At 68.6% G+C, this 18,031-nt stretch carries 20 protein-coding genes; 17 read left to right on the plus strand and 3 right to left on the minus strand.

Features of this window, described 5'->3' with window-relative positions:
* The first annotated feature begins 17 nt into the window (after nucleotides 1-17).
* From ROZ00_02090 to motD, 14 genes are all read left to right on the plus strand, one after another.
* Nucleotides 18-992, plus strand: a complete 975-nt coding sequence (locus ROZ00_02090; GenBank protein MDT3735002.1) for a chemotaxis protein — start codon at nucleotides 18-20, stop codon at nucleotides 990-992.
* 12 nt (nucleotides 993-1,004) lie between these two features.
* The gene (cheY, locus tag ROZ00_02095) at nucleotides 1,005-1,403 is read left to right on the plus strand and encodes a chemotaxis response regulator CheY (protein MDT3735003.1); all 399 of its coding nucleotides are present in this window, start codon (nucleotides 1,005-1,007) and stop codon (nucleotides 1,401-1,403) included.
* 37 nt (nucleotides 1,404-1,440) lie between these two features.
* A complete protein-coding gene (gene cheZ / locus ROZ00_02100) occupies nucleotides 1,441-2,322 on the plus strand; it encodes a protein phosphatase CheZ (protein ID MDT3735004.1) in 882 nt (293 codons plus the stop codon).
* Between the two features lie 49 nt (nucleotides 2,323-2,371).
* Nucleotides 2,372-4,261: a chemotaxis protein CheA gene (locus tag ROZ00_02105; protein ID MDT3735005.1), complete on the plus strand. Its 1,890-nt coding sequence runs from the start codon at nucleotides 2,372-2,374 to the stop codon at nucleotides 4,259-4,261.
* 11 nt (nucleotides 4,262-4,272) lie between these two features.
* Nucleotides 4,273-4,572 carry a hypothetical protein gene (locus tag ROZ00_02110; protein MDT3735006.1) on the plus strand — a complete coding sequence of 100 codons (300 nt, stop codon included), beginning with the start codon at nucleotides 4,273-4,275 and terminating at the stop codon, nucleotides 4,570-4,572.
* Between the two features lie 51 nt (nucleotides 4,573-4,623).
* Nucleotides 4,624-4,944 (plus strand): DUF3135 domain-containing protein, encoded by a 321-nt coding sequence (locus ROZ00_02115; protein ID MDT3735007.1) that lies wholly within the window; start codon nucleotides 4,624-4,626, stop codon nucleotides 4,942-4,944.
* A gap of 57 nt (nucleotides 4,945-5,001) precedes the next feature.
* On the plus strand, nucleotides 5,002-6,633 hold the full coding sequence (locus ROZ00_02120; GenBank protein MDT3735008.1) for a PAS domain-containing methyl-accepting chemotaxis protein: 1,632 nt from the start codon (nucleotides 5,002-5,004) through the stop codon (nucleotides 6,631-6,633).
* Nucleotides 6,634-6,756: 123 nt separating this feature from the next.
* Nucleotides 6,757-7,893, plus strand: coding sequence for a flagellar biosynthesis protein FlhB (gene flhB / locus ROZ00_02125; GenBank protein MDT3735009.1), 1,137 nt, complete (start codon nucleotides 6,757-6,759; stop codon nucleotides 7,891-7,893).
* A complete protein-coding gene (flhA, locus tag ROZ00_02130) occupies nucleotides 7,890-9,974 on the plus strand; it encodes a flagellar biosynthesis protein FlhA (GenBank protein MDT3735010.1) in 2,085 nt (694 codons plus the stop codon). The genes flhB and flhA overlap by 4 nt, the downstream gene beginning before the upstream one ends.
* Nucleotides 9,974-11,389, plus strand: coding sequence for a flagellar biosynthesis protein FlhF (gene flhF, locus ROZ00_02135; protein MDT3735011.1), 1,416 nt, complete (start codon nucleotides 9,974-9,976; stop codon nucleotides 11,387-11,389). Before flhA ends, flhF begins: the two co-directional genes overlap by 1 nt.
* Nucleotides 11,382-12,209: a cellulose synthase operon protein YhjQ/BcsQ gene (locus ROZ00_02140; GenBank protein MDT3735012.1), complete on the plus strand. Its 828-nt coding sequence runs from the start codon at nucleotides 11,382-11,384 to the stop codon at nucleotides 12,207-12,209. Before flhF ends, ROZ00_02140 begins: the two co-directional genes overlap by 8 nt.
* A gap of 47 nt (nucleotides 12,210-12,256) precedes the next feature.
* On the plus strand, nucleotides 12,257-12,964 hold the full coding sequence (locus tag ROZ00_02145) for an RNA polymerase sigma factor FliA (GenBank protein MDT3735013.1): 708 nt from the start codon (nucleotides 12,257-12,259) through the stop codon (nucleotides 12,962-12,964).
* Between the two features lie 26 nt (nucleotides 12,965-12,990).
* Complete coding sequence (locus ROZ00_02150) at nucleotides 12,991-13,731, plus strand: flagellar motor protein (GenBank protein ID MDT3735014.1); 741 nt, start codon at nucleotides 12,991-12,993, stop codon at nucleotides 13,729-13,731.
* A gap of 86 nt (nucleotides 13,732-13,817) precedes the next feature.
* Nucleotides 13,818-14,615, plus strand: a complete 798-nt coding sequence (gene motD / locus ROZ00_02155; protein ID MDT3735015.1) for a flagellar motor protein MotD — start codon at nucleotides 13,818-13,820, stop codon at nucleotides 14,613-14,615.
* A gap of 4 nt (nucleotides 14,616-14,619) precedes the next feature.
* On the opposite strand, the gene ROZ00_02160 is transcribed toward motD, so the two are convergent.
* The 3 genes from ROZ00_02160 to flgA all read right to left on the minus strand — a co-directional run bounded on the left by ROZ00_02160 (nucleotide 14,620) and on the right by flgA (nucleotide 16,214).
* Nucleotides 14,620-15,105: a flagellar protein FlgN gene (locus tag ROZ00_02160; GenBank protein MDT3735016.1), complete on the minus strand. Its 486-nt coding sequence runs from the start codon at nucleotides 15,103-15,105 to the stop codon at nucleotides 14,620-14,622.
* Complete coding sequence (gene flgM, locus ROZ00_02165; protein ID MDT3735017.1) at nucleotides 15,102-15,410, minus strand: flagellar biosynthesis anti-sigma factor FlgM; 309 nt, start codon at nucleotides 15,408-15,410, stop codon at nucleotides 15,102-15,104. The genes ROZ00_02160 and flgM overlap by 4 nt, the downstream gene beginning before the upstream one ends.
* 111 nt (nucleotides 15,411-15,521) lie before the next feature.
* Entirely contained in the window at nucleotides 15,522-16,214 is a 693-nt protein-coding gene (gene flgA / locus ROZ00_02170) for a flagellar basal body P-ring formation chaperone FlgA (protein MDT3735018.1), read from the minus strand.
* A 273-nt stretch (nucleotides 16,215-16,487) separates the two neighbouring features.
* Here flgA and flgB point away from each other — a divergent pair, with 273 nt between their 5' ends.
* Genes flgB through ROZ00_02185 form a run of 3 tightly spaced genes read left to right on the plus strand, consistent with a single transcriptional unit; the run spans nucleotide 16,488 to nucleotide 18,031 of the window.
* Nucleotides 16,488-16,901, plus strand: coding sequence for a flagellar basal body rod protein FlgB (flgB, locus tag ROZ00_02175; protein ID MDT3735019.1), 414 nt, complete (start codon nucleotides 16,488-16,490; stop codon nucleotides 16,899-16,901).
* 13 nt (nucleotides 16,902-16,914) lie between these two features.
* Nucleotides 16,915-17,334, plus strand: coding sequence for a flagellar basal body rod protein FlgC (gene flgC / locus ROZ00_02180; GenBank protein MDT3735020.1), 420 nt, complete (start codon nucleotides 16,915-16,917; stop codon nucleotides 17,332-17,334).
* A gap of 16 nt (nucleotides 17,335-17,350) precedes the next feature.
* Nucleotides 17,351-18,031, plus strand: a complete 681-nt coding sequence (locus ROZ00_02185; protein ID MDT3735021.1) for a flagellar hook assembly protein FlgD — start codon at nucleotides 17,351-17,353, stop codon at nucleotides 18,029-18,031.

Genomic DNA, 18,031 nt, shown 5'->3' on the forward strand with positions numbered 1-18,031 from the left:
ACGACAAGGATATGACGATGGATCGAGCAGACAACTCGCTACTGGAAAGCGTGGATGCGCGCACCCGGCTGGCCGGTTCCAACCGCATGGAGATCCTGCTGTTCTCGCTCGGCACCAGCGAAATCTTCGGCATCAACGTCTTCAAGGTGCGCGAAGTCACCCGCACGCCGATGATCACCCGTTCGCCGAACATGCCGTCCGGCGTCGAAGGCCTGATCTCGCTGCGCGGCAACGTGATCCCGGTCGTCTCGCTGGGCCGGGTGCTCAACCTCGCCGGCGCGCCGCAGGAACTGGGCGGCACCATGATGGTGACCGAGTACAACAAGCGCACCCTGGGCTTCCTGGTGAACGATGTCGACCGCATCATCCGCGTCGAGTGGGACAAGGTGCGCGCCCCCGAGGGGCTGGTGTCCTCCAGCCAGAGCTTCATCACGGCGATCACCGAGCTGCCGCCCGACTCCGGGGCGGGCCAGCCCGGCCGCCTGGTGTCGATCCTCGACGTCGAGCAGATCATGGCCTCGACCTTCGGCGAGCCGCCGGTGGTCAGCCTGGCACCGGTGCAGGACGACATCGAACACCACATCTTCTTCGTCGACGATTCCGCCGTGGCGCGCAAAAAGATCACCGAGGTGCTCGACCAGCTCGGCGTCAGGCACAAGCACGCCCTCAACGGACTCGAGGCCTGGACGCGCCTGTCCGGCATGGCCTCCCACGCCCAGCAGACCGGCGGCAGCGTGGCGGACGAACTGGACATCATCCTGGTCGATGCCGAAATGCCGGAAATGGACGGCTACGTGCTGACCCGCCACATCAAGAGCGACCCGCGCTTCGACGGCATCCCGGTGGTCATGCATTCCTCGCTGTCCTCGGAAGCCAACCGCGCCATGGGCAAGAGCGTCGGCGTGGATGCCTATGTCGCCAAGTTCGATGCCGAAATCCTGGCGGACACGCTGCGCCCGCTGTTGAGCAAGTCGCATGCACGCAAGGAGTGATAGGAGAAAGCCATGCCTGATATGAAGATGAAATTTCTCGTCGTTGACGATTTTTCGACCATGCGCCGCATCGTGCGCAACCTGCTCAAGGAGCTGGGCTTCCTCAACGTCGACGAGGCCGAGGACGGCGCCATCGCCTACGGCAAGCTGACCGGCGAGCATTTCGACTTCGTCGTCACCGACTGGAACATGCCGAACATGGACGGCCTCACCCTGCTCAAGCAGATCCGTGCCAATCCGCAGCTGAAGCACCTGCCGGTGCTGATGATCACCGCCGAGGCGAAGAAGGAGAACATCATCGCCGCCGCCCAGGAGGGCGCCAGCGGCTACATCGTCAAGCCCTTCACGGCGGCGACGCTCAACGAGAAGCTCAGCAAGATCTTCGAGAAACTCGAGAAGGAAGCCGCCTGAGGGCGCCGCTTCGCACGGGACGATACGGGAGAAGAAAATGTCCAAGCGATTCAAGTTCGACGATTCCGGCGATTCCGACGAACTCCAGGCTCTGTTCGACAGCATAGCCAAGCAACCGCCCGCGCGCCCGGCGCCCGCTCCGGCGAAGGAGCCGCATGTCGAGGTGGTCGGCGGCACCGCGGCGGCGGGCGACTCGCCCGAACTGGAGGCACTGTTCGACAGCGTGGCCGGCCAGGTGGCGCAGCCGGCCAGGGCGGCCGCCCCGGCGGGGGCCGACGCCGGCCACGGCTGCGACGCCCCGAAGGAAGCCCCCTTGGGGGACAACGTCTTCCAGCGCATCGGCCACATGACGCGCCAGTTGCACGACACGCTGCGCGAGCTCGGCTACAACCATGCGCTGGAAGAGGCGGCGAAGGCGATTCCCGACGCGCGCCAGCGCCTGGCCTACGTCGCCCAGATGACCGAGCAGGCGGCCAGCCGCGTGCTCAACGCCACCGACGTCGCGCGGCCGATCCAGGACGGCCTGCAGGCGCAGGCGGCCGCGCTGTCCGGCCGCTGGGACCGCCTGTTCGGCGGCGACCTGTCGGTCGACGAGTTCAAGGCGCTGGCCGGCGACACGCGCAGCTACCTTGCCGCGGTGCCGGCGCAGACCGCCGCCACCAACGACCAGCTCATGGAAATCATGATGGCGCAGGATTTCCAGGACCTCACCGGCCAGGTCATCAAGAAGGTCGTCGACCTGGCGCAGCGCATGGAATCCGAGCTGCTGCAGGTCCTGCTCGAAGCCATGCCGCAGGACATGAAGTTCGAAGCGCCCGAAGGATTGATGAACGGGCCGGTGGTGAACGCGGACGGGCGCACCGACGTCGTCGCCAACCAGGAGCAGGTGGACGACCTGCTGGAGAGCCTCGGCTTCTGATCGCCGCTTCCAACCGCCGTATCGCAGCGACTGACTTTTGGAGTGAATCATGAGCGACTTCTCGGGAATGGAAGAATTGCTGCAGGACTTCCTGGTCGAAGCCACCGACCTGCTGTCCGGAGTGGACAACAAGCTGGTCGACCTCGAGAAGAGCCCGCATGACCGCGGCCTCCTCAACGACATCTTCCGCGGCTTCCACACCATCAAGGGCGGCGCCGGCTTTCTCAACGCCACCGAGCTGGTCACGCTTTGCCACCTGACCGAGAACCTGTTCGACAAGCTGCGCAACGGCGAACTGGCGATCACCGCCGAGGCCATGGACGTCATCATGGCGGCGACGGGCACGGTGCGCGAGATGTTCCATTCCCTCGAGCAGGGCGTGCAGCCGCATGCCGCCGATGCCGGCCTGATCGCCAGCCTGAAGCAGGCCATCGCCGGCGAACTGGCGGCAGGTGCGCCGGCCGCTCCGGCCGCCCCCGCGGAGATGGCCGAAGCCCCGGGCGTGAAAACCACCGAGGGCGGCGCCCTCGACTGGAATGCGTATTACGCAGCCGTCACCGGCAAGGCGCCGGAGGTGCCGGCCGAGGCCGGCCGCGGCATTCCGCAGCCGCCCAAGCCGGACGAGGAGATCATCAAGGCGGCGATCGGCCGCCGCGCTTCCGACAAGCCCGGCTACAGCGGCCCGACGGGCCGGCGCGAGAGCGAGAAGACGCGCGACAACTCGATCCGCGTCGACACCTCGCGCCTCGACCAGGTGCTCAACCTGTCCGGCGAGATCGGCCTCACCAAGAACCGCCTGAACAGCCTGCGCACGGAAATCCTCAGCGGCATGACCGGCGCCGAGACGCTGCAGGCGCTGGATGCCGCCGTCGGCCAGCTCGACCTGCTGGTGTCCGACCTGCAGAACGCGGTGATGAAGACGCGCATGCAGCCGATCGGCCGCCTGTTCCAGAAATACCCGCGCATCGCCCGCGACCTCGCCCGCAACCTCGGCAAGGACGTCGAGCTGGTGCTGGCCGGCGAGGAGACCGAGATCGACAAGACGATGATCGAGGACCTGTCCGACCCGATCATCCACCTCATCCGCAACGCCGTCGACCACGGCATCGAGTCGCCCCTGGAGCGGCTCGCCGCCGGCAAGCCGGAGAAATCCGAGGTGCGCCTGGAGGCGCGCCAGGAGGGCGACCACATCGTCATCCTGGTGGCCGACGACGGCCGCGGCATGAACGCCGAGAAACTGCGCGCCAAGGCGCTGGAGAAGGGCCTCATCGGCAACGAAGAGGCCAACACCATGGACGAGCGCCAGAGCTTCAACCTGGTGTTCCTGCCCGGCTTCTCCACCGCCGCCAAGGTCTCCGACGTGTCCGGCCGCGGCGTCGGCATGGACGTGGTGCGCACCAACATCCAGAAGCTCAACGGCAGCATCGAGATCAAGTCGGAGCTCGGCAAGGGCACGACGTTCATCATCTCCCTGCCGCTGACGCTGGCCATCCTGCCGGTGCTGATCGTCAAGCTGGGCGAGCAGCCCTTCGCCGTGCCGCTGTCGATGGTGCGCGAGATCCTGCCCATCGTGCAGAGCGAGATCCAGGAGGTCGGCGGCCGCGCCACCATGGTCGTGCGCGGCGAAGTGCTGCCGGTCTATCCGCTCAGCTACCTGATCGGCTGGCCGCAGGAGGGCACGCCCGGCTATGGCGTGCTGATGCAGACGGCCGAGACCAGCTTCATCCTGGCGATCGACAACTTTGCCGGCCGCGACGACGCGGTGATCAAGTCGCTGGAAGGCTTCCGGCCGAAGGGCGTGGCCGGCGTCACCACGCTGGCGAACGGGCAGATCGTGCTGATCCTCGACGTCAAGGAGCTGCTGGGCGACCTCGGCGACAACCGCGGCGTGGCGCGACAGATATTCCTGCCGGGCAATGCGCTTGCCCTGGCGGCCTGAGGAGACCGGACATGGCCAACGCACGGGTTCGCGAGGACATGCCGGCGGAAGTGCCGGCCGACGCACAGGAGTTTGCGCTGCGCCTGATGCTGGAGGAAGCGCGGCAGATTGCCGCCCAGTCCCGGCTGCTGGCACTGAATGCCGCCTTCGAGTCGGCCGCGGCCTGCCGCGACGCCGCGGCCGCCGGCGAAATGGATGCGCTGGGCGCCTCGGCCGGACGCACGGCGGGCGAAATGGAAAGGATCGGCGCCGCCGTCGAACTGCTCATCGAGCAGATCCAGTCCGCCTCGGCCCTGTCGCAGCCGTTGTGATTAATCCGGGGGCGTGCTGAAATGACGCCACCACCCCGAGGAAATCCGGACTTGTCCCGTTTCGACTTCGATGCCTGGCGAGAACTCGCGCTGCGCGACCCGGCGGAATACTTCCGCGAGCGGGAACGCACGCTGTCGGACTTCATCGCCGAACGGCCCGAATCCGAACAGGGCCTGCGCGACCTCCAGTCGCAGATCGACCAGGTGCGCGCCCTCTCCGGCAGTCCGACGAAGGCGGCGCGCGAACTGGCGCGCATGCTCGGCGACCGCCTCGAGGCGCTGGCCGGCCACATGCGGCAGCTCGACGGCCACATCGACATCCTGCGCGATGTGGCGAAACGAATACGCCCGGGACCGCCGGGACGCGGCTGAGGATAGAGCAGCCCCGGAAAACGGCATACGCTCAATCGCACCAGGAAAGAAGAAGAAATGAAAATCAACCTCCCAGTCAATGACGTTGAAACCATCCTGCCCGAAGGCGAGTTCATCTATTCGCGCACCGACCTGAAGGGCGTCATCGTCGAGGCCAACGAAGCCTTCGCCCGCATCAGCGGCTTCACGCCCGAGGAGATGGTCGGCCAGTCGCACAACCTCGTGCGCCATCCCGACATCCCGCCCGAGGCCTTCGCCGACCTGTGGCGGGACATCAAGGAAGGCCGCCCCTGGCGCGGCATCGTCAAGAACCGGCGCAAGGACGGCGGCTTCTACTGGGTGGTGGCCAACGTCTCGCCGGTGCGCGAGGACGGCCGCATCGTCGGCTACCAGTCGGTGCGCGGCCGCCCCAGTCGCGAGGAGATCGCCGGCGCGGAGGCCGCCTACCGCCGCATCCGCGCGGGCGACAAGTCGATCCGCGTCGAGCACGGCCGCGTCGTCGGCAACCGCTCCGCGGCCTCTGCCGCGCTGACTTCCCTGCGCACCCGACTCGTCCTGGCCGGGCTGGCCGGCCTGCTGCCGGCGCTGCTGCTGCTCGGCCAGGACGCCGGGCTCGCCGTGCCGGCCGCGGCCGGCACGGCCCTGGCCGCAATCTGCGGCCTGTATGCCCTGTATTTCCTCGTCGGGCCGGGGCCCTGCCTGATGCGCGACCTCGAGGCGACCGCGGACTGGCTCGACCGGCTCCTGCGTACCGGCGACCTGTGCACGCGATTCCCGACCGCGCGCCGGGACGCCCTCGGCGAGATCGGCCGCAGGGCCGACCGCTTCGTCTCCAGCGTGCAGGCCATGCTGCAGGGGGTGAGCGACATCTCGGGGCAGGTCAGCCGCACCGCGCAGCACGTCGAATCCGGCATGCGCAACGTCGAGAACGCCGCCCACGCCCAGAATGAGGCCACCTCGTCGGCGGCCGCGGCCATCGAGGAAGTGACGGTGTCCATCGGCGAAGTCGCCGCCAACGCCCAGCAGACGCGGACGACGGCGGAAGAGGCTTCCGTCGCCTCGCGCAACGGCGCCGAGGTCACCGGCAGCGCCCGCGACGCCATCCGCTCGCTGGCCGAGACGGTGGGCCGCTCGGCCGGGCGGGTCGAATCGCTCGACAAGCGTTCCGAGGAGATCAGCCGCATCACCGGCGTCATCCGGGAGATCGCCGACCAGACCAACCTGCTGGCGCTGAACGCCGCCATCGAGGCGGCGCGCGCCGGCGAGCAGGGGCGCGGCTTCGCCGTCGTCGCCGACGAGGTGAGGAAGCTCGCCGAGCGCACCGGCAACGCCACCAAGGAAATCAGCGCCATGATCGAGAGCATCCGCAGCGAGACCGCCGAGGCGGTGAGCGGCATGCGCGCCGGTGCCGGGCAGGTCGCGCAGGGCGTCGGCCTGGTCGACCGCGTGGCCGACGCGCTGAACGAGATCAACGGCGAGATGGAACGCACCGCGCGCATGGTGACGGACATCTCGCTCGCCTCCAGCGAACAGCAGAACGCCATGACGCAGCTGGCGCAGAACGTCGAGCAGGTGGCCATCATGACCGAGCAGAATGTTGCCGTGGTCGGGCAGACGAAGACGACGGTGGACCGCCTCGACGCGGTGACCGACCGCATGCGCAAGGCGGTGATGCAGTACCGCATCTGAGCGTCCCGGCCGGGGCGGCACGCGCGCCCGGCCTTTTTCCGAAATAGGCGGTTAAACCCCGTCTATTCCCGCCGCTGTCCCTTGCCGGGGGCGGCAATAATCGCCGCCATGGAGTAAAGGGCCATGGCGGAAGATTCCGATCTCGAAAAAACAGAACCAGCGTCACCGCGACGACTTGAGCAGGCGCGCGAAGAAGGCCAGGTGCCGCAATCGCGCGAGCTGTCGGCTTTCCTCGTCCTGATCGCCGGGTCGGGCGCACTGTGGGTGGGCGGTTCCTGGCTGGCGCAGCGCATTGGCGGCGCCGTGTCGCGGGGACTGACTTTCGGCCGCGACGAGGCCTTCGATACAAAGGCCCTGCCTGCGCTGTTCCTGCATCAGGCGGGGGAGGCGCTTGCCACCCTGGGCCCGCTGCTGCTGATCCTGGTGGCGGCGGCCCTGGCCGGCCCCTTCATGATGGGCGGGCTGAACTTCTCCAGCAAGGCGCTGGCGCCGGACTGGACGCGCCTCGATCCGCTCAAGGGCTTCGGTCGCATGTTCTCCATGCACAGCGTCGGCGAGCTGGTGAAGGGGATACTCAAGGCGCTGCTGGTCGGCGGCGTGGTGGTGTGGGTCGTCCTGCATGAAAAGGAGCAGGTGTTCGCCCTGATCGGCCAGCCGGTCGAGGCCGGCCTGCATGCGATGGGACAGACCATCCTCTTCAGCACCATTGTCATCGTCGCCTCGATGGCCCTCATCGTTGCCGCCGACGTGCCGTTCCAGCTCTGGCAGTACCACAGCAAGCTGCGCATGACCAAGGAGGAAGTGCGCAAGGAAATGAAGGAGATGGAGGGCGATCCCCAGCTCAAGGCGCGCATCCGCAGCCAGCAGCGCGAGATCGCCCGCCGCCGCATGATGGCGGCGGTGCCGAAGGCCCAGGTGGTGGTCACCAACCCGACGCACTTCGCCGTGGCGCTCGCCTACGACGAGAAGATGCCGGCGCCGCGCGTCGTCGCCAAGGGCCGCGGCGCCATCGCCCGGCGCATCCGCGAGATCGCGCAGGAGCACGGCGTGCCGCTGCTGGAGGCGCCGCCGCTGGCGCGCGCCCTGTATGCCCACACCGATCTCGACCAGACCATCCCGCCCGCGCTGTTCCGCGCCGTGGCCGAGGTGATGGCCTATGTCTACCAGCTGAACGCCTGGCTGGCCCGCGGCGGCCGCGCGCCGCAGCTGCCCGCCGACCTGCCGGTGCCGGCGGAACTCGATCCGGGAGTCTCTGAATGAACGGCGAACTCGGCCTGAGAAACATGTTCGCCGCCGGCAACCTGCGCCAGCTCGGCGCGCCGCTGCTCATCATCATGATCCTCTCGATGATGGTGCTGCCGCTGCCGCCGGTGATGCTCGACCTGTTCTTCACCTTCAACATCGCGCTGGCGGTGATGGTGCTGCTGGTCTCGATGTACACCAAGAAGCCGCTCGACTTCTCGATCTTCCCGACCGTGCTGCTGGTGACGACGCTGCTGCGCCTGAGCCTCAACGTCGCCTCGACCCGCGTCATCCTGCTCGATGGGCATACCGGCGGCGACGCCGCCGGCAAGGTGATCGAGGCCTTCGGCCACTTCCTCGTCGGCGGCAACTACGCCGTCGGCCTGGTGGTGTTCATCATCCTGGTGCTGATCAACTTCGTCGTCATCACCAAGGGCGCCGGCCGCATCGCCGAGGTGTCGGCGCGCTTCACCCTGGATGCCATGCCCGGCAAGCAGATGGCCATCGACGCCGACCTCAACGCCGGCCTGATCGGCGAGGACGTGGCGCGCAAGCGCCGCACCGAGATCGCCCAGGAGGCCGACTTCTTCGGCTCCATGGACGGCGCCTCCAAGTTCGTGCGCGGCGATGCCGTCGCCGGCATCCTGATCCTCTTCATCAACGTCATCGGCGGCCTCATCGTCGGCATGCTGCAGCACGACATGGAGCTGGCGCGGGCGGCGCAGAACTACACCCTGCTGACCATCGGCGACGGCCTCGTTGCGCAGATCCCGGCGCTGATCATTTCCACCGCCGCCGGCCTGGTGGTGAGCCGGGTCGCCACCGACGAGGACATCGGCCAGCAGTTCGTCGGCCAGGTCTTCTCCAACCCGCAGGTGCTGATGCTCACTTCAGGGATTCTCGGCATCCTCGGCCTGATTCCCGGCATGCCGCACTTCGCCTTCCTGCTGTTCGCCGGCGCCGTCGGCGGCCTGGCGTACTGGATGGTGCAGAAGAAGGCCCGCCCGGCGGAGGAAAAGCCCGCCGCCCCGGCCGCCGCGGTGCCGGCCGAAGCGCAGGAGGCGAGCTGGGCCGACGTGGCGCCGGTGGACGTGCTTGGCCTGGAGGTCGGCTACCGGCTGATCCCGCTGGTGGACAAGGGCCAGGACGGCGAGCTCCTGAAGCGCATCCGCGGGCTGCGCAAGAAATTCGCCCAGGAAGTCGGCTTCCTCTCGGCGCCGGTGCACATCCGCGACAACCTCGAGCTCAAGCCGAACGGCTACCGGATCGCCCTGAAGGGCGTCGAGGTCGGCGCCGGCGAGGCCTGGCCCGGCATGTTCCTCGCCATCAACCCGGGCCGCGTCGCCGGCACCCTGCCGGGCGCGCAGACCAGGGACCCGGCCTTCGGCCTGCCGGCCGTATGGGTCGAGTCCGGCCAGCGCGACCAGGCGCATGCCCTCGGCTACACGGTGGTCGACGCCAGCACGGTGGTGGCCACGCATCTGAACCAGGTCATCCTCAGCCATGCCGCCGAACTGCTCGGCCGGCAGGAGGCCCAGGCGCTGCTCGACCACATCGCCAAGGATTCGCCGAAGGCCATCGAGGACCTGGTGCCGAAGCAGGTGTCGCTCGCCGTCGTGCAGCGCGTGCTGCAGAACCTGCTGGAGGAGGGCGTCACCCTGCGCGACATGCGCAGCATCATCGAGACCATCGCCGAGCAGGCGCCGCGCACGCAGGACCCGGTCGAACTCACCGCGCAGGTGCGCGTGGCGCTCGGCCGCTCGATCGTGCAGCAGCTCTACCCGGGCAACGCCGAGCTGTCGGTGATCGCCCTCGATCCGTCGCTGGAGCGCGTGCTGCTGCAGGCGGTGCAGACCGTCGGTCCCGACGGCAGCGGCATCGAGCCGGGACTGGCCGACACGCTGCTGCGCCAGACCGCCGCCGCCGCCCAGCGCCAGGAGGAGGTCGGCCTGCCCGCCGTGCTGCTCGTGCCGGGACAGCTGCGCTGGCTGCTGTCGCGCTTCCTGCGCCGCGCCGTGCCCCAGCTCAAAGTCATCGCGAATGCCGAAGTGCCGGATTCGCGCACCATCAAAGTCACTGCGATCATCGGAGGTAAGTGATGAACATCAAGCGCTACTTCGGAAAAACCGCGCGCGAAGCCCTGCGCCAGGTGAAGGAGGAACTCGGCGGCGACGCCATCGTGCTGTCGAACCGCAGCGTGGACGGCGGCGTCGAGATCACCGCCGTCCTGGCGAGCGAGATCCCCGCCGAGCCGGCCGCGCCGTTCGCCTCTGCGCCGCGCATCGATCGCGACGAGGACTTCACCGTCAGCCTCTCCGGCGGCGCGCGGAAACCTGCGGCGCCCGCCCGTGCGGCGGCCTCCGCCCCGGAGAAGAAGGCCGTGCGCGAATGGCAACCGGACGCCGCCAAGCCGGCGCCTGCCGCGGCACGTCCGGCCCCCCGTAAAACGGAGTTTCAGAGCAGGCTAACCCGCGAAAGCGGGTTAAGCGAAGCGGCCGGAACTAAAAGTCAGCCTGCGCAGGACGGCGCGGGGACGGCCGCCGACGATGGGAAGCTGCTGCGCGAGCTGGCCGGCATCAAGGGCCTGATCGAGCAACAGCTGGCCGGCTTCGCCTGGACCGGACTCGGCCACGAGGCGCCGGCCAAGACCCTGCTGCTGACCGATCTCCTCGACGCCGGCTTCTCCGCCCAGCTGGCGCGGCGGCTGGTGGGCAGCCTGCCGGCCGGCATCACGCGTGAGGAGGGGCGCAACTGGCTGAAGGGCGTGCTCAACCGCAACCTGCACACGGCCGGCAGCGACGACGAGATCATCGACGCCGGCGGCACCTACGCCCTGGTCGGCCCGACCGGCGTCGGCAAGACCACCACCACCGCCAAGCTGGCGGCGCGCTGCGTCGTGCGCCATGGCGCCGACAGCGTGGCGCTGCTGACCACCGACGGCTACCGCATCGGCGCGCACGAGCAGCTGCGCATCTACGGCCGCATCCTCGGCGTGCAGGTGCACGCCGTGCGCGACGCCGCCGACCTGCGCCGCACCCTGGCCGACCTCGCCGGCAAGCACATGGTGCTGATCGACACCATCGGCATGAGCCAGCGCGACCGCCTGGTGTCCGAGCAGGCCGCCATGCTCGACGGCGCCGGCGACGTGCGGCGCCTGCTCCTGCTCAACGCCACCAGCCGCGGCGACACGCTCGACGACGTCGTGCGCGCCTATGGCCGCGAGGCCGGCGGCAGCGAACTGGCCGGCGCCATCCTCACCAAGGTGGACGAGGCCGTCAGCTTGGCGCCGGCGCTCGACACGCTGATCCGCCACCGGCTGGAACTGTATTACGTCGCCAACGGCCAGCGCGTGCCGGAAGACCTGCACCTGCCCAACCGCGCCTACCTGCTGCACCGCGCCCTCAAGGGCCTGCCGGAGAACTCGCCGCACCACCTGGTCGGCGACGAGGCCGGCCTGCTGCTGTCGGGCGGCGCCGCGCGCAGCGAGCGGCCGCTGGGAGCGCTGCATGGCTAGTCTCTTTGAGGACCAGGCCGCAGGCCTGAGAAAACTCTTCGCCGGCGCGCGCGGCCCGGCGACCGTTGCCTTCGCCGGCCCCGGCGATGCGCATGGCGGCATGGGCCGCAATGCCCTCGTGGCCGCCCTGGCGCGCGGGCTCGCCTCGGCCGGCAAGGAAGTCCTCGTCATCGACGAGCATGCCGGCGCCGACAGCGTCGCCGCCGCCTTCGGTGCGCGCGCGCGCTTCGACCTGCTGCAGGCGGTCAATCGCGACGTGCCGGCGGCCCAGGTGCTGCTGCGGCCCGAGCCGTCGATCCGCCTGCTGCCGGCGGCGCGCGCGGCCAGGCAGCATGCCCGTCTCGATGCCATGGAGCGGCGCGCCCTGGCCGAGTGGCTGCGCCGCCTGCAGAAGGGCGTCGATTTCGTGCTGGCGGATACGGCCGACCGCGCCGAGGCGGACTTCTCGCCGCTGCTGCCGCAGCCGCAGCGCATCGTCATCGCGGTATCGTCCGACGGCGCCTCCATCACCGAGGCCTATGCGCGGATGAAGCGCCTGGCGCAGCTGCGCGACTGCCGCCGCTTCGGCATCGCGATCCTGCGCGCCTCGAGTGCGGCGGGGAACCGCACCGTCTTTGCCAACCTGCGCGAGGTGGCACGCCGCCATCTGGGCGCCGAACTCGATCTGATCGGCGGCCCGGCGGGGCAGGGCGATCCGGACAGCATCGGCCAGGCGCTGGCCGCGTCGTTTCTCGACACCTCGCGCCAGGCTGCGGAAAACGGCTTTTCCGTTGCGGCGCGGGGCTTGCAGGGCGCGGCGGCAGCGTATCCGGTGGTATAGTGGAAACCCATTCCGGCTCGCATGCCAGGCACCTAGGGACAAGGCGGATGTATACCGCAAGCGGCAACCTGGACAGGGACCAACTCATCATGCAGTACGCGCCGCTGGTCAAGCGGATCGCGTACCACCTCATGGCCAAGCTGCCCGCCAGCGTGCAGGCCGAGGACCTCATCCAGAACGGCATGCTCGGGCTGATCGACGCGGTCGGGCGCTTCGAGGAAGGGCTCGGCGCGCAGTTCGAGACCTATGCCGTGCAGCGCATCCGCGGCGCCATGCTCGACGGCCTGCGCGAGAACGACTGGCTGCCGAGGAGCCTGCGGCGCGACATGCGCCGCATCGAGACGGCCGTCAGCCAGCTCGAGCAGCGCTACGGCCGCCAGCCGACCGAAGGCGAGCTGGCCAAGTCCCTCGACATGGCGCTCGGCGATTACCAGAAGATGCTGCAGGACGCGCGCGGCTACCAGCTCATCCATCTGGAGGACTTCGGCGGCGACGACGACGACTACCTCGACCGCCACCTGCCCAGCAGCGAAGCCGACCCGCTGTCGGCGCTCCTCGACAAGAACATGCGCGACGTGCTGATCCGCGCCATCGAGGACCTGCCCGACCGCGAGAAGACGGTGATGGGCCTGTACTACGAGGAGGAACTCAACCTGCGCGAGATCGGCGAGATCCTCGGCGTGTCCGAATCGCGCATCTGCCAGTTGCACAGCCAGGCGATCGCCCGCCTGCGCTCGCGGCTGGTCAAGAAATAACCGCGGCATCCCGCCCGGCGCCTGTCATGGACGTCATCAGCATCATCGGCCTGGTCGTCGGCCTGGCGGCCATCCTCGGCGGACAATGGCTCGAGGGCGGCCACCTCTCGTCGCTGGTCCAGCCGACGGCCTTCGTCATCGTCATGGGCGGCACCTTCGGCGCCGTCATGCTGCAAAGCCCCTTTGCCACCTTCATGCAGGGCATGGCCATGGCCAGGTGGGTGTTCACGCCGCCGGTCCTGGGGCAGCGCGAACTGATCGATCGCATCATGGAGTGGAGCCATACCGCGCGCCGCGAGGGGCTGCTGGCCCTGGAGGGCTACCTGGCCGAGCTGAGCGACCCCTTCCTGCGCAAGGGGCTGCAGCTGCTGGTCGACGGCGCCGAGCCGGACCGCGTGCGCGAAGTGCTCGAGGTCGAGATCGCCGCGCAGGAGGACCAGATGAAACTGGCGGCGAAGGTCTGGGAATCGGCCGGCGGCTATGCGCCGACCATCGGCATCCTCGGCGCGGTGATGGGGCTGATCCACGTCATGGAGAATCTTTCCGACCCCTCCAAGCTGGGCGCCGGCATCGCCGTGGCCTTCGTCGCCACCATCTACGGCGTCGGTTCGGCCAACCTGATCTTCCTGCCCATCGCCAAGAAGCTGCTGGCCCATGTCGCCCGGCTGACCCTGGTGCGCGACATGTACGTCGATGGCCTCATCGGCGTCGCCAGCGGCGACAACCCGCGCATCATCGAGAGCCGGCTGCAGGGCTATATCGTCTGAAAGTCAGTCCCCGCAGCACGGCGCCGCATTCAAGTTCTGCTCCCGTACGGTCGTTACAACAGTCTGGCCAACCCGACTGGACTGCCATGCGTCGCCGCGCCCACGCCGAAGAGCACGAGAACCACGAGCGCTGGCTCGTCTCCTACGCCGATTTCATCACCCTGCTGTTCGCCTTCTTCGTGGTGATGTATTCCCTGTCGACCGTGAACGAGGGCAAGTACCGGGTCCTCTCCGACTCGCTGGTGGCGGCCTTCCGCAACGTGAACATCAACTCGCGCGGCGAGCAGATGACCCCCGGCGCCCAGGTGCCGGTGGCGAATCCGGCCCTGCCCCAGGCCGGCATCCGGCCGATCGCCCCCCTCAGGAACGCCAGGGACGAGGAACGCAAGCGCCAGGCGCGCGAGAAGATGCGGGACATGGCCAGGGAGATCATGGACGTGCTGGCGCCGCTGGTGCGGGAAGGCAAGGTCAGCGTCACCGAGGGCCTGAAGGGCATCACCGTCGAGATCAACGCCAGCGTGCTGTTCCCGCTGGGCGAAGCCAGGCTGCAGCCGGCAGCCGTGAAGGCGCTGCGCGCGGTGGCCGAAGTGGCGGCGACGGCCGACTTTCCCATCGTCGTCGAGGGGCATACCGATCCGACGCCGATCGCGACGCCGCAGTTTCCGTCGAACTGGGAACTGTCGGGCGCGCGGGCGTCCAGCGTGGTGCGCCTGTTCGTCGAATCCGGCGTGGCGGCGCAGCGCCTGACGGCGACCGGCTACGGCGAACAGCGGCCGGTGGCCTCGAACGACACGCCGGAGGGGCGGGCGCGCAACCGCCGCGTCACCATCCTCATCGAGGCCCAGCACCCGGACGACGTGAAGGAACTGCCGATAAAGGAATAGCGGGTTAGACGGAACCGAGGCTGCGGCCGCTGCCGACGGGCCTGGCCTGGCCATCCGGACCGTAGAGGGCCGCCTGGTTGGCGGCGGCCATGAGCGTAGACAGGGCCTGCTGGTTGTCGGCCAGGCGGGTGGCGATCAGCTTGCCGTTGATCTGGTTGAGGGCGCGGGCCTTTTCCGCGAGGGCCAGCAGTTCCTGCCACGTGCGTCCCGCGCCGGCATCGGTCTGGCGCCCGAGCCAGCCTTCCATGCCCTGCCGGTCTGCGGCGAATCCGAACGCGGCCAGCGCCTTGCCGCGGGCCTCGCCGAGTTGCGCCAGCCGGCCGAACAGCTTGTTCTTGTCTTCGGCAAGCGGCAGCAGCCGTTCGACGTCGCCGGCAGCCAGCGCCTGTTGTTCCTGCTCAAGCAAAACGAGGAAGTTGCGCAGCTGCGCGACTTCCTCGGCGATGAGGTTCTGCAGTGAAGGGGAGGTGAAGCTGCCGCTGCCGCTCACGCCCGGCGCGCTTGCGAGGCGATCATTTGCTTGACGCTCTCGATCAGGCCGTCCGCCACCTTGCTGGCGTCCACCTGGAAACGACCTTCGGCCATGGCCTGCTTGATCTCGGCGACCCGGCCTGCATCGGCCACCGGCACATTGGCGAGTGCGGCTTCGACTTCCTGCATGCGGCCGGCAAGCGAGGACAACTCCACCTTTTCGCCCGAGGCGGCAGAGGAGGGTGTCGCGCTCTTGCCGGGACGCGTGCGGGATTCGCCGCTGGGCAAGCCGCCGACGGAACCTACTGAATTGTCGATTTTCACGGTTCTATTCCTTGAACGAGATGACCTCAGGTGTTCCTAACGGCGCGAGGCGGAAAAACTTTAGGCCCGATTTGCAACGACATGATTCTACGCCGAAATCGTGGCGGCCGGTCAATAGTGGCCGACCTCGACCGTTCCGCCCGGGCGGGCGATCCCGGAAAGGGTCTGCCCGGAGGCGGTGCGCACCTGCACGACCTGCCCGTCGGCGGCGTTGGCGAGCGCCTTGCCTTCGGTGGCGACCTGGAAGCCCTTGCCCCGCGAGACGACCCGCACGCTCTGCCCCTGCTGCACCGCGGGCGGGGCGCGCAGGATGTCGGTCCTCAGGATCTGGCCGGACTGGGTGCTGACGTTGAGCGTCTTGCCGAGGGCCTGTGCCGCCTCCGTGACGACGCCGGCCGGCAATTCCGCCAGGTCGCCCTGGCGGCGCGCCAGGTCGCCGGCGGCGATGGCCTGCCCGCGCGCCAGCGGCCTCGCCGTGACGAAGTATTCGCCGATCACCCGGACCTGGGCCGGCACGTAGATGGACCAGCCGCCCGCCAGCTGGCAGCGCACGCCGACGTTGATGCGCCCCCAGGGGCGGCTGCCGGCCGGCAGGAAGGCCTCCAGGGCCGGGCAGGGGGCCAGATTGTTGTTCGGGTCGACCGCGCCGACCGTGAAGCTGGCCTGGCCCGGCAGGCCGCGGGTCTGCACGCGCAGGAAATCCTCGATCACGCGCTTCACCTCGGCCGGCTCCTGGCGGGCCTGGGCGTGCGCGGCAAGGCCGACGCAAAGCAGGAACAAAAGTCGCTTCGGGAGGGAAGGCATGTGCGGTTCGAGTGTGGGGATGGGAAAAGATTCAATCATGGGCAACGCCGTCTGGCAAGCAAACGTTGGCGCGTCGCCGCCGCCGCGGCATCGCTGCGGCAAATATTGCCGCCCGGCGACAAGCGCTGCCGCCCAGCTGCGGGAATGCCCGCTGTTTCCGGCGCTATTCGGCAATTCATTGCCGCCGCGGCGGGCATACGATGCCTGGCATGGATGATGCAATGAAGACGGCAGGACAGGCCCAGGACGGGCAAACGGACTAGCGAGGCGCACATGATCGATCGCATCGACGACACATTGGGATTCCACCAGCGGGCGCTGTCGCTGCGCGCCTATCGCCAGGAGGTGCTGGCCTCCAACATCGCCAATGCGGACACGCCGCATTACAAGGCGCGCGACCTCGATTTCAAGGCCAGCCTGCAAGGCGCCATGGGCGGCAAGGGTGGCACGGGCGGCCCTCTGGAACTGGCCAGGACGGCCCCGCGCCACCTGCCGGCCGGCGGGAACGCGCCGGCCGGCGCACGGCTCCTGTATCGCACCGAAACGCAATCCAGCGTGGACGGCAACACGGTGGACATGGATGTCGAGCGCGCCGCCTTCGCCGAGAACGCCATGCAGTACGAAGCCAGCGTCACCTTCATCAACGGCATGCTGCGCACGCTGCAGTCGGCCATGCAGGGCCAGTGAGGAGTAAAGCCGGATGAGCATGCTCAACGTTTTCAACATCGCCGGCTCCGCCCTGTCGGCGCAGTCGATGCGGCTGAACGCCGTGTCGAGCAACCTCGCCAACGCCGACTCGGTCGCCGGCCCCGACGGCCAGCCCTATCGCGCCAAGCAGGTGGTGTTCGCCGCCAAGCCGGTCGAGGGCGGCACCCTGCAGGCCGGCTCCGCCGTGGGCGTGCGCGTCACCGGCGTGGTCGAGAGCGCGGCGCCGCCGCGCATCGTCTACGACCCGAAGAATCCGGCCGCCAACGAGCAGGGCTTCGTCACCATGCCCAACGTGAACGTGGTCGAGGAGATGGTGAACATGATTTCCGCCTCGCGTTCCTACCAGACCAACGTCGAGGTGATGAACACCGCCAAGACGCTGATGCAGAAGACCCTGGCGCTCGGCCAGTAACCGGAGGAATCCAACGATGAGCACCGCCGTCCAGAACACCGCAAGCAACCCGTCGCAGGCGATCTATGCCGCGCTCAACGGCGCGCGCGACAAGGCCGAGGCCAAGGAGATCAGCCCGCAGGACCGTTTCCTCAAGCTGCTGGTGACGCAGCTGCGCAACCAGGACCCGCTCAATCCGATGGACAACGCCCAGATGACCTCGCAGATGGCGCAGATCAGCACGGTGGAAGGCATCGACAAGCTGAACGCCACGCTGAAGATGATCCTCGAGGGCAGCAACGAGAACCAGGCCATGCAGGCGGCTTCCCTCGTCGGCCACGGCGTGCTGGTGCCCGGCTCCGGCCTGGCGCTCTCCGGCGGCATGGCGATCGGCGGCATCGAACTGGAAGAGCCGGCCGACCGCGTCACGGTGACCATCAAGGACGCCAACGGCATCGCCGTGAAGACGCTCGAACTGGGCGGCCGCGAGGCCGGCAGCCACGGCATCGGCTGGGATGGCAAGACCGACAGCGGCGCCCAGGCGGTGGACGGCGCCTACACGATTTCGGTGGTCGCCCAGCGCGGCGATGCCAAGGTCACCGCCAGGACGCTGGAACTGGGCATGGTGTCCAGCGTGGCGCGCACCGGCCAGGGCGTCAGCCTGAACCTCGGCGCGCTCGGCAATTTCAGCATGTCGGATGTCAGGGAAATTCTGTAA

Origin of the sequence: Denitratisoma sp., from assembly GCA_032027165.1 — a bacterium.
Classification (GTDB): Bacteria; Pseudomonadota; Gammaproteobacteria; order Burkholderiales; family Rhodocyclaceae; genus Desulfobacillus.

Excerpts from the sequence above, each read along its gene's own strand:
- ROZ00_02120 (MDT3735008.1), top strand. The coding sequence starts at position 5,002 with ATGAAAATCAACCTCCCAGTCAATGACGTTGAAACCATCCTGCCCGAA.
- flhB (MDT3735009.1), top strand. The coding sequence starts at position 6,757 with ATGGCGGAAGATTCCGATCTCGAAAAAACAGAACCAGCGTCACCGCGA.
- ROZ00_02185 (MDT3735021.1), top strand. The coding sequence starts at position 17,351 with ATGAGCACCGCCGTCCAGAACACCGCAAGCAACCCGTCGCAGGCGATC.
- ROZ00_02090 (MDT3735002.1), top strand. The coding sequence starts at position 18 with ATGGATCGAGCAGACAACTCGCTACTGGAAAGCGTGGATGCGCGCACC.
- ROZ00_02150 (MDT3735014.1), top strand. The coding sequence starts at position 12,991 with ATGGACGTCATCAGCATCATCGGCCTGGTCGTCGGCCTGGCGGCCATC.
- ROZ00_02110 (MDT3735006.1), top strand. The coding sequence starts at position 4,273 with ATGGCCAACGCACGGGTTCGCGAGGACATGCCGGCGGAAGTGCCGGCC.
- ROZ00_02140 (MDT3735012.1), top strand. The coding sequence starts at position 11,382 with ATGGCTAGTCTCTTTGAGGACCAGGCCGCAGGCCTGAGAAAACTCTTC.
- flhF (MDT3735011.1), top strand. The coding sequence starts at position 9,974 with ATGAACATCAAGCGCTACTTCGGAAAAACCGCGCGCGAAGCCCTGCGC.
- flgA (MDT3735018.1), bottom strand. The coding sequence starts at position 16,214 with ATGCCTTCCCTCCCGAAGCGACTTTTGTTCCTGCTTTGCGTCGGCCTT.
- flgB (MDT3735019.1), top strand. The coding sequence starts at position 16,488 with ATGATCGATCGCATCGACGACACATTGGGATTCCACCAGCGGGCGCTG.
- ROZ00_02145 (MDT3735013.1), top strand. The coding sequence starts at position 12,257 with ATGTATACCGCAAGCGGCAACCTGGACAGGGACCAACTCATCATGCAG.
- motD (MDT3735015.1), top strand. The coding sequence starts at position 13,818 with ATGCGTCGCCGCGCCCACGCCGAAGAGCACGAGAACCACGAGCGCTGG.
- cheZ (MDT3735004.1), top strand. The coding sequence starts at position 1,441 with ATGTCCAAGCGATTCAAGTTCGACGATTCCGGCGATTCCGACGAACTC.
- cheY (MDT3735003.1), top strand. The coding sequence starts at position 1,005 with ATGCCTGATATGAAGATGAAATTTCTCGTCGTTGACGATTTTTCGACC.
- flgC (MDT3735020.1), top strand. The coding sequence starts at position 16,915 with ATGAGCATGCTCAACGTTTTCAACATCGCCGGCTCCGCCCTGTCGGCG.
- ROZ00_02105 (MDT3735005.1), top strand. The coding sequence starts at position 2,372 with ATGAGCGACTTCTCGGGAATGGAAGAATTGCTGCAGGACTTCCTGGTC.
- flhA (MDT3735010.1), top strand. The coding sequence starts at position 7,890 with ATGAACGGCGAACTCGGCCTGAGAAACATGTTCGCCGCCGGCAACCTG.